This is a genomic window from Blautia glucerasea (assembly GCF_013304385.1).
In the GTDB taxonomy this organism is placed as follows: domain Bacteria; phylum Bacillota; class Clostridia; order Lachnospirales; family Lachnospiraceae; genus Blautia_A; species Blautia_A ammoniilytica.
Window position 1 is genome coordinate 141988 of record NZ_JAAITU010000003.1, and the last position, 8369, is coordinate 150356.

Consider the following 8369-nt stretch of genomic DNA (forward strand, 5'->3'; position numbering starts at 1 on the left):
GGAGGACTTAATAATGGCACAATTCAAAAATAGCGTGATTACAGAAAAAGGCTTGGCATTGCTGCAGAAGGTTCAACAGCGCACATTAAAGCTGACATATACGCAAATTACTCCTGGTGCAGGAGAGTATACAGGTACGGAGGATCTTTCAGGAGCAACAGCACTGAAAGACCAGCGCCAGAGCGTGCAGATCTCATCTATTTCCGCAGTGGACAGCACTACAGTAAAATTAGTTGCAGTGATCTCTAATACTGGTCTGGAGCAGGGATATAGAATTACAGAGGTTGGTATATGGGCCAAAGATCCAGATGAGGGAGATATTCTGTTTTCGTTGGCTGTAGCTGAACCCAATGGGGCAGATTACATCCCGGCAGAAACGGGTGGTTCGATTTCTATGAATTTTGAAATGTATCAGACTGTGAACGCATCTGCCGCAGTAAACATTCAGCCAGGAACCGGAGCATATGCTTCTGCAGTAGATCTTGCAGAGTTTAAAGAGCAGACAAATAAAGCCCTAAAAAGCGTAACTACAGTTTTTGAGATGATGGATAAAATTCATGAAATGCATCGGAACATTTTCCGTGGGAAAAATCTGGGAAATGTCCTTGATTACAGTCAGCTGGCTGAAATATCGGAAGGAACTTTTCATGATCTGTGGGTTGGTGACTACTGGAACCTTGGAGGTGTGAAATGGAGGATTGTGGATATTGACTACTGGCAGGATCTTACAGACCATCATGTACTGGTCATGCCAGATGATCCGCTTAGTAATTTACCCGGTTTGCATGAAGGCGCAGTACCAATGGGGTTGGGCGATATGTCTGGATATGATGCATCAGCGTTAATTTCAGGGTTGAATAGCAACAGAGAGTATTTCCTTAATTTGTTTGAAAACTATATTTTTACACGCCCAGGTGTAAAATATCCGAAACTTGAAGGGGAAGGATGGAAAAATGTGGAAAGTACATACACTGACGCTCTTGCTGTGGATATTCCAACTGACATAATGATGTTTGGGTGTAGCATGTTTACTAATGACAATAGTAAGCTGTTGAGTACACACTGGGCAGGTGTATCGTATGTACAGGAAACCAGTCAACTTGCCCTTATGAAACTGGATCCGAAGAAAACAAAATCCACACGCAATTACTGGTTGAGGAATTTCATATACACACATGAAAACGAAATGTCGGCGTTATATGTGACAGATGATGGATTTGTGGCGATTGATACAGCTACATCTGTTACTGCTCTCCATGGTGTGCGTCCTATTGTGGCCATTGGTGATGTGTACACGGAGTAATACAGGAGGAAAAGGCATGGAGGAATATATAACTCGAGCTGAACACAAAGAGTTTGGCGAAAGGCTGGATGCTGAGAATAAGCGGCAGAACCGGCGCATTGATGAACTGGATACAGCTGTTAAGCAGATCGGGGAACTGACGACTTCTGTGCAGAAACTTGCAATGTCAGTTGAAAGCATGGTTAAGGAGCAGGGCCGCCAAGGTGACAGATTAGAAGCACTGGAAAGCCGGGACGGAGAAATGTGGAGAAAAGTAACTGGATATGCGATTACCACAGTGCTGGGTATTGTCATTGGATTTGTGCTCAAGCAGATTGGTATGTGAATGATAGCAAACGGCTACAAGGGGCTATAAGCGCTTTTTGGTGCGTTGGTGAGGAAATGTTGGCATAAGCAGTTAGGATGGAAGCCTGTGGCTGTAACAGAGCCACAGAGATATTCCACAGCAACTCGGAAAGGTGAGTAAGATGATTAAGAAAATAAAAAGGGCAGTACGGAGGATCAGACAGAGCTTTGGAAAGCTAGGAACATTGAACATAGTTCTGATTTGTGTTTTCTTGTACACAGTGCATATTAATCAGCAGATGATTGATACATACAGGCTATATGGTTCTGCACCGGAAACAGCCTGGTGTGCATTGATAGCAGCACTGATCGGAGAATGCGGCATCTGCGGCTGGATCAAGACCAGTAAGGAAAAACACAAATACCGTAGCCGTGATGAGCCTGACGGAAACACTGGGGATGTGGAAGATAATAACAATATGGATCTTGAAGAAACGGAGGAAAAAGGATGAACTTAGAAATGTTTTTATTGCTGTTGATGGTCGTATCTGCTTTTACAGGGCTTTTCACCGAAGCGGTCAAGAAAGTTCTGGATGAATGCAAAGTGCGGTATGCTTCAAATTTCCTGGCAGGAATTGTTGCAGCTGTTTTGGCTGTAGGAGTATCTGCCGGATATGTTATCATGACTGAATCGCATATTAATGCACAGCTGATAGTCTATTTGATTGCATTGTTATTATTATCCTGGCTGTCGGCTATGGTGGGATACGATAAAGTAATTCAGGCAATTTCACAACTTCGAGGGCATTCAACTACGAATTGATTTCGGTTGAATGTCTTTTTTTATACAAGAATCTATTCTACAGGAGGGGTAGAAAATGGCATTAAGTAATACACAGAAGAAATTTATTGCGAGTATTGCTATACTTGTGAAAAAGTATGCCCCAAGATATGGAATCCAGGTATACAGTCCGATTATTGCACAAGCTATCCTGGAATCAGGATGGGGAGAATCTAAACTGGCAACACAGTACCATAATTATTTTGGCCTGAAATGTGGCACTGCCTGGAAAGGAAAATCTGTCAACATGACCACAAAGGAGGAGTATTCACCAGGAACTCTGACTACGATCAAAGACAATTTCCGTGTGTACGATTCTATGGAGGCAGGCGTTAAGGGGTACTTTGAGTTTATTCAGCTTGCCAGATACCAGAACCTGAAAGGAATCAAGGATCCGAAAAAGTACCTGGAAACCATCCGGGCAGATGGCTATGCAACTTCCAGTGCTTATGTTGGAAACGTATATGCAGTGATCGTAGTCTGCAATCTGACACAGTATGATCCAACAGAAAATAGCAAGAATGACAAGAAAGAAAAAGTAACAGCACAGCAGATCATTGATGATGCGGTTGATTTCGCTGTACAGATGGCGAATGACAATACACATGGATACAGCCAGGTGGTGCGTAGCCTGTACAATATTTCTGCCCCAAAATCTTTCGACTGTAGTTCCCTTGTGCTGACTGCATATTATTATGCATTCATGAAGAATGGTCTTTCTGAACAGGCCGCATTTCTGAAACAGAATTGCGGGTATACCGGAAACATGCTGCAGATGAAGAAGTGCGGCTTTGAAGTTGTGGCCACAAAGCAGACAGCCCATGCAAGAATGAAAAAAGGGGATGTAGAACTGGCAGACAACAATCCAGATGGATCCAACAGCCATGTAGCCCTGGCCATTGATGGAGATAATATCGTCCATGCCAGATCATCAGAGGGAACGAAAAATACCATTGACGATTCCGGAAACGAGATCCGAACACAGCCATGGTATTTGTACAGCCATGGATGGACACATAGGCTTCGTTTCACTGGCAAGGGTCTGAGCATGGTCAAGAACACAACCGATTCTGCGAAAAAGCCGCAGGCTACTCAGCCGGTAAATACTGCGGCACCATCCTATCTTGTTGGCAGCACATACACACTGCAGGTTGACAGCCTGAATGTGCGTACCGGTGCAGGTGTACAGTATCATGCCAAGAAATGGAATGAGCTGACTGCCAACGCTCGACAGCATGCCTATACAAATGGACAGCTGAAAAAGGGCACAAGAGTAACCTGCCAGGGAACAAAGAAAATAGGGGATGATATCTGGATGAAGATTCCGTCTGGATGGATTGCCGCCTATTACGAAAAGAAAACGTATGTACAGTAATATTTATATGGTGCACTGATTAATTCTGGGTATATATACGATGATACGTATAGAATGCCTTGATTAGTACAAGCTGGATAAAAGAATATATCACAGGTGTTTTGATCCTTTGGGAATCTTTGAAAATGCGCAGGATGTTAGAAAGCATTATTGCAATAAAATGTGATTGTAGAAATATATGTAATGTGATAACATAATTTTGCTGCGCACCTCCGGCAGGAAGGAGGTGAAGCCTAATGCAAGATTTATTCATCAGTTTGCTTGTCTCTATCGTAGCAGGTGTAATTAGCTACTACATTTGCAAATGGCTGGATGGGGATGAATAAGCAGCGCAGACAGCCTAAAGGCATAAGCCACCTTACATAAACGGAATAGAAAACCCCTGAAAGTCTGGACCACTTTCAGGGGTTTTCGTTTTGCCTAATACAATTCATCAGCTTGCTTAGCTGTTATTATCATATGCTGTTACAGGCAAAATGTCAACTTCAAAATACTGAGTTTCCGAAAGCTTCCCGATGCCTGAATGGTGTCGGGATTTTTTTATTTATCCCTGGGATAATTCTGGTGCAACAGTACATATGTATTTAACTATATTTATATTCTCAATACTATATCTCAATCTCGTAAAGCCGCTTGTAAGCCAATCTGTCCATGGTGTTTTTGAAGAAAAAGCTGGTGCAATTGATCTTATGTTTTTATATTAAATCTTAATCTTATTCTAAACCTAAGTCTCAGTCAGCCAAAGGCTGGCAAGCGGCTGACAAATTAAAGCCAACAAATGTTGGAAAATTAATAAAAATTCGTGAAATCTACACGAAAACTCCTGCGAAAAATTATTAAAAAAGCACAAAATGAGAGGGTCAAGCCTTTTCCCTCATGCGTTGGGACATTCTAAATTGCTCGGCATCTGGAACATCATGAAAATCCACAGTTTTGTCAAAGTTTTCTGTGACAACCTTCTTGATTTCATCCAAAGTGACATTAAAAAATTCTCTTCTGGTATTCACCATGTTTACTTTTTTATCTTCAAATGCATGATGCAAAGCGGCTTCCAGTGCAGGCGCATTGTCAGAAAAGATCATAGCATGAACATCAAAGTTAAATGGCACGGAAGCATCTCCCAATTCATCAATACGTTCCTGAGGATCCAAACGCCGTGTCATACCAATCTTATATATATTTTCGCCAAATGCACCAATGTTTGAAATAATATATACATAACCTGCTTTCTGATTGGCCTCACGGTAATCAATGTCCTTAAGCGAATTTTCGATAGCAGCTAATTGAGTTTCTATATCAGCTTTCTTCTGCAAAAGATCTTGATTATCTGGATTATTGGCAATTTGATTGAGAATGTCAGAAAGAGCGTGTTCATAGTGTTTCTGTTCTTTTGAAATGGCTATTTTCTGTTCAGCAAGTTCTTTTTGCAATTTGGCTTCTTCTCTTGCTCTTGCCCGTTCTTCACGAATGTGCTCTTTTTCCTCTTGCTTTTTTTGTTGATATTCAAAAGCAAGGTGAAGTTCTTTTACTTTTGATATGATATATTCTTTGGTGATCGCAACTCCAGTTGATGAAGCTCCCAATTTTGTAATGGCTTCTGCGCTAGCATATAGCTTTTTTAGAGAGGCATCAAAGTTTGTATATTTAACCTTTTCGACAATAGAATCACAATCAGAATTGAAAGCTCGAAGTAATAGTTTTTGCATATCTTTTACCATCTTCTGGCCTTTTGCTGCACTTCCATTGACGGTCCAGTTTTTACTTCCAGTTACTGCTTTATTATTTTTTATTAGATCTTTTTGTTCATGTCTAATATATGCAAGCGCTTCCTGATATTGGGTAGAAGATGCAAAAGAAAATACCGGTTTATATAATCCGAAACTTTCTACAAGAATTTCATCATCTATGGATGAAATTTGTTTACGCTTTTCTGCAATAGAAGTATCTAAGTTGTTGGAGATTCTTTCGAGGTTTTCGATAGAGGAAGAAAGATCCGTTTTTCTTTTTTCAAGATCAGCAATGACATCTTTAGAATCTACAATATTATCCAGAATATTACGTCCGGCTTTGTCAATATAAGCATTTAATTCCTCGATTTGTTTATGGAGATCTTCAATCTCCTGCTTGTATGAATTTTCTTTAAATAATCCTGACAGTCCCATATTAATTCCCTTTTCCTATGTATAATTTGGGGGTTAACAGAAGTAAAAAAAATTTATGCCGATGTGAAATATATGAGCAGAAAGGAATTTTTTAGGGGGACATTTGTTCTGTTCATTGTAAATACTCCTTTTTATTTTGATGATAACACTACAGAATAGTGATAGCAACGGCAATAATATGAGTTGTGAGTTGAGGGAAAACAAAATTCAAATTTTGTAAAAGAGGGTGTTGACACCTACCTACTACGTGATATTATAATATCAACAACTCAATAAAACGAGTTGCAAAATATACCAGGGCAGGAGGTTAGAACATGGAGGACAATAAAGAAATGATGAACATCATAGAGATTACAAGGTTGCAGGAGTGGTTAGAAGCATATGGAGTTCCACCAGAGTTAAGAGAGGACTGTGTAAAATATATCGCAAGAGAAAGCGATACAAAAATTAAAAAGGAAACCCCGCCACCTAGCAAGTAAAAGGGTTTCCAATTCACCAATAAGGGTAAGGCGGGTTCCTGCCACCGCCAAGCCTTATCCTTTTATTATAGCAGAGCGGTGGGAAAAATCAAGAGCGGAATGCAGGAGGAGCATGGAAGATGGCAACAAAAGAACAGGAACTTAAGGCACTGGAAAAAATAAAAAAAATCGTAGAGGAACTTGGAGAAGACAGCTACATCGGAATGGCTCTTGATGGATGCTTTGAGATTGCAGAAGATAACATCAATAATGATTTTGCCTGCAGTATGAAACAAAGATGGCAGTCAGCAGAAAAAGAAACAGAAAAATTCAGTCTGAGACTGAAAGAACGTGATAACCAGATCGAACAGCTTAAGAAAGAGATTAAAGGGCTGGAAAGTGACAGAGAGGAATTAGCTCAAAAATGCGAATCATTGTCAGAAAATAATACTAAGTTGTGGAATCAATACAGAGAATGCCAGGAAAGAGCAGAACTGGCAGAAATGGAAATTATCAAACTCAAAGCAAAATTATACGATTTGATTTGCAAATAAAATAGCCGAAACGGTCAGAAATGACCGTCCACCAGGAATGACCGTCTGGTGCTGATGATGGCAGGTCAAAGTGTTTGGTGTCGGAGAACAAGTTTTACTGATTTTTAAGGTGAAAATCAGAGATAGCAACAGAGAAAGAGTAAAGATACGGAGGGCATAATGTAATGAATAAGGAGTACAGACAAAGATTATTCGCTCTTATGGATGAGATTGATGATCTTGCAAGAATTGGGTTCAAATTGGAAAAGGAAGAAGTAACAGGCGAGGTAGAAATGCCACAGGAACCGGAAAAAGAACTGGCCATAATTGAAGATAAAAAAATTACATTAGAAAAACTTGCCAAGGAAATTCCGGAAAAGCCGACCGGTCCAAATCATGACACGACCAGACGGTATACTTATACTTTTAAGAAATTTATTGTTAATATGCACCGGAGACATGGAATGACATTCGGTGAGATTGCAGATAGATATGGGGTATCAAAAGCCACTGTTACTAAGTGGTGCAGTGATGCAAGATATATTGACAAGATTGATCTTGATGGCATGAAGCTGAAAATAGAATCTCTGGAAAAAGAAAACCAGAAGTTACAGGATGAAAATGCAAGATTGCAGAAAATGATTGCTATGGCGTTTGGGAAGGAGGCACAGGCATGAAAATAAAAGACTTTACTGTGGGGCAAATTGCATATGCATTTTCTTATGAGGATATAGCCTTACTGAAAGGGCTGAAGCCTAAAAAGTATACTGTTGCAAAAATTGGGCGCAAATACCTGTATGCAGTTAGAAGGGAAGAAGTAAACATCAAAGCTGTACCTGATTATTTACTGATAAGATTCAAAGAACCAGATTATACAGACAGTTTTTTGGAAGAAAATATTGATTATGGAGATAGGACAATATTATTTTCAGATATGGAAGCAGCAAAAGACTATTACCAAAAAAGAAAACTTGTAAGATTTCTTACATCAGGTGTGAAGTGGGAAAACTACACATTAGATGAATTGAAAGAAATACAAAAAATCCTGGGGGAACAAGTATGACAGCATTACAGCAGGTATTCCAAGGCTATTACGAAAACCGGATTGAGAGTGATGAACCGGATCCGGAAAGAATGGCAGTTACACATAAAAGGATTCTTGATACCTTGAATGAGCTACAAATCGGGCACGGTGGTATAGATGATATTATGTTATGGGTAAGTCAATACGGAGCAGCAGCGGAGGAAACAGGATTCTACGCAGGGTTCAGGATGGCATGGGAGTTATTGAAGAATATGCAGGAGGGAACAGAGAAAACTCAATAAAATGAACAGCTTTTTATTTTTTCTCATTTTTTGTAAAAAAGGGTATTGACACTACTAACCTACGTGTTAAATTATAATCAAGAACT

The 8369-nt window shown here is 39.9% G+C and carries 11 protein-coding genes and 1 other RNA gene; 11 read left to right on the forward strand and 1 reads right to left on the reverse strand.

Annotated features, from left to right (window positions below; all coding sequences use genetic code 11):
- Positions 1 to 13 precede the first annotated feature (13 nt).
- From G5B11_RS02540 to G5B11_RS02560, 5 genes are all read left to right on the forward strand, one after another.
- The gene (locus G5B11_RS02540; RefSeq protein WP_173726772.1) at positions 14 to 1303 is read left to right on the forward strand and encodes a hypothetical protein; all 1290 of its coding nucleotides are present in this window, start codon (positions 14 to 16) and stop codon (positions 1301 to 1303) included.
- Between the two features lie 16 nt (positions 1304 to 1319).
- Positions 1320 to 1628: a hypothetical protein gene (locus G5B11_RS02545; protein WP_173726773.1), complete on the forward strand. Its 309-nt coding sequence runs from the start codon at positions 1320 to 1322 to the stop codon at positions 1626 to 1628.
- A 142-nt stretch (positions 1629 to 1770) separates the two neighbouring features.
- Positions 1771 to 2100, forward strand: coding sequence for a hypothetical protein (locus tag G5B11_RS02550; RefSeq protein WP_173726774.1), 330 nt, complete (start codon positions 1771 to 1773; stop codon positions 2098 to 2100).
- The gene (locus G5B11_RS02555) at positions 2097 to 2411 is read left to right on the forward strand and encodes an aminopeptidase (protein WP_173726775.1); all 315 of its coding nucleotides are present in this window, start codon (positions 2097 to 2099) and stop codon (positions 2409 to 2411) included. The genes G5B11_RS02550 and G5B11_RS02555 overlap by 4 nt, the downstream gene beginning before the upstream one ends.
- Positions 2412 to 2466: 55 nt before the next feature.
- Complete coding sequence (locus G5B11_RS02560; protein WP_173726776.1) at positions 2467 to 3804, forward strand: glucosaminidase domain-containing protein; 1338 nt, start codon at positions 2467 to 2469, stop codon at positions 3802 to 3804.
- 860 nt (positions 3805 to 4664) lie between these two features.
- Here G5B11_RS02560 and G5B11_RS02565 read toward each other — a convergent pair.
- On the reverse strand, positions 4665 to 5966 hold the full coding sequence (locus tag G5B11_RS02565) for a DUF4041 domain-containing protein (protein ID WP_173726777.1): 1302 nt from the start codon (positions 5964 to 5966) through the stop codon (positions 4665 to 4667).
- A gap of 314 nt (positions 5967 to 6280) precedes the next feature.
- On the opposite strand from G5B11_RS02565, the gene G5B11_RS02570 reads away from it, so the two are divergent.
- The 6 genes from G5B11_RS02570 (at position 6281) to G5B11_RS02595 (ending at position 8283) form a co-directional block, all read left to right on the forward strand.
- The gene (locus G5B11_RS02570) at positions 6281 to 6445 is read left to right on the forward strand and encodes a hypothetical protein (RefSeq protein WP_173726778.1); all 165 of its coding nucleotides are present in this window, start codon (positions 6281 to 6283) and stop codon (positions 6443 to 6445) included.
- A gap of 119 nt (positions 6446 to 6564) precedes the next feature.
- Entirely contained in the window at positions 6565 to 6978 is a 414-nt protein-coding gene (locus G5B11_RS02575) for a hypothetical protein (protein WP_173726779.1), read from the forward strand.
- Positions 6979 to 6981: 3 nt separating this feature from the next.
- Positions 6982 to 7048: hammerhead ribozyme type II (locus tag G5B11_RS02580), an RNA gene on the forward strand.
- 94 nt (positions 7049 to 7142) lie between these two features.
- Positions 7143 to 7634 (forward strand): transposase, encoded by a 492-nt coding sequence (locus G5B11_RS02585; protein WP_173726780.1) that lies wholly within the window; start codon positions 7143 to 7145, stop codon positions 7632 to 7634.
- A complete protein-coding gene (locus tag G5B11_RS02590; RefSeq protein ID WP_173726781.1) occupies positions 7631 to 8020 on the forward strand; it encodes a beta barrel domain-containing protein in 390 nt (129 codons plus the stop codon). Before G5B11_RS02585 ends, G5B11_RS02590 begins: the two co-directional genes overlap by 4 nt.
- A complete protein-coding gene (locus G5B11_RS02595; protein WP_173726782.1) occupies positions 8017 to 8283 on the forward strand; it encodes a hypothetical protein in 267 nt (88 codons plus the stop codon). Before G5B11_RS02590 ends, G5B11_RS02595 begins: the two co-directional genes overlap by 4 nt.
- Positions 8284 to 8369 lie beyond the last annotated feature (86 nt).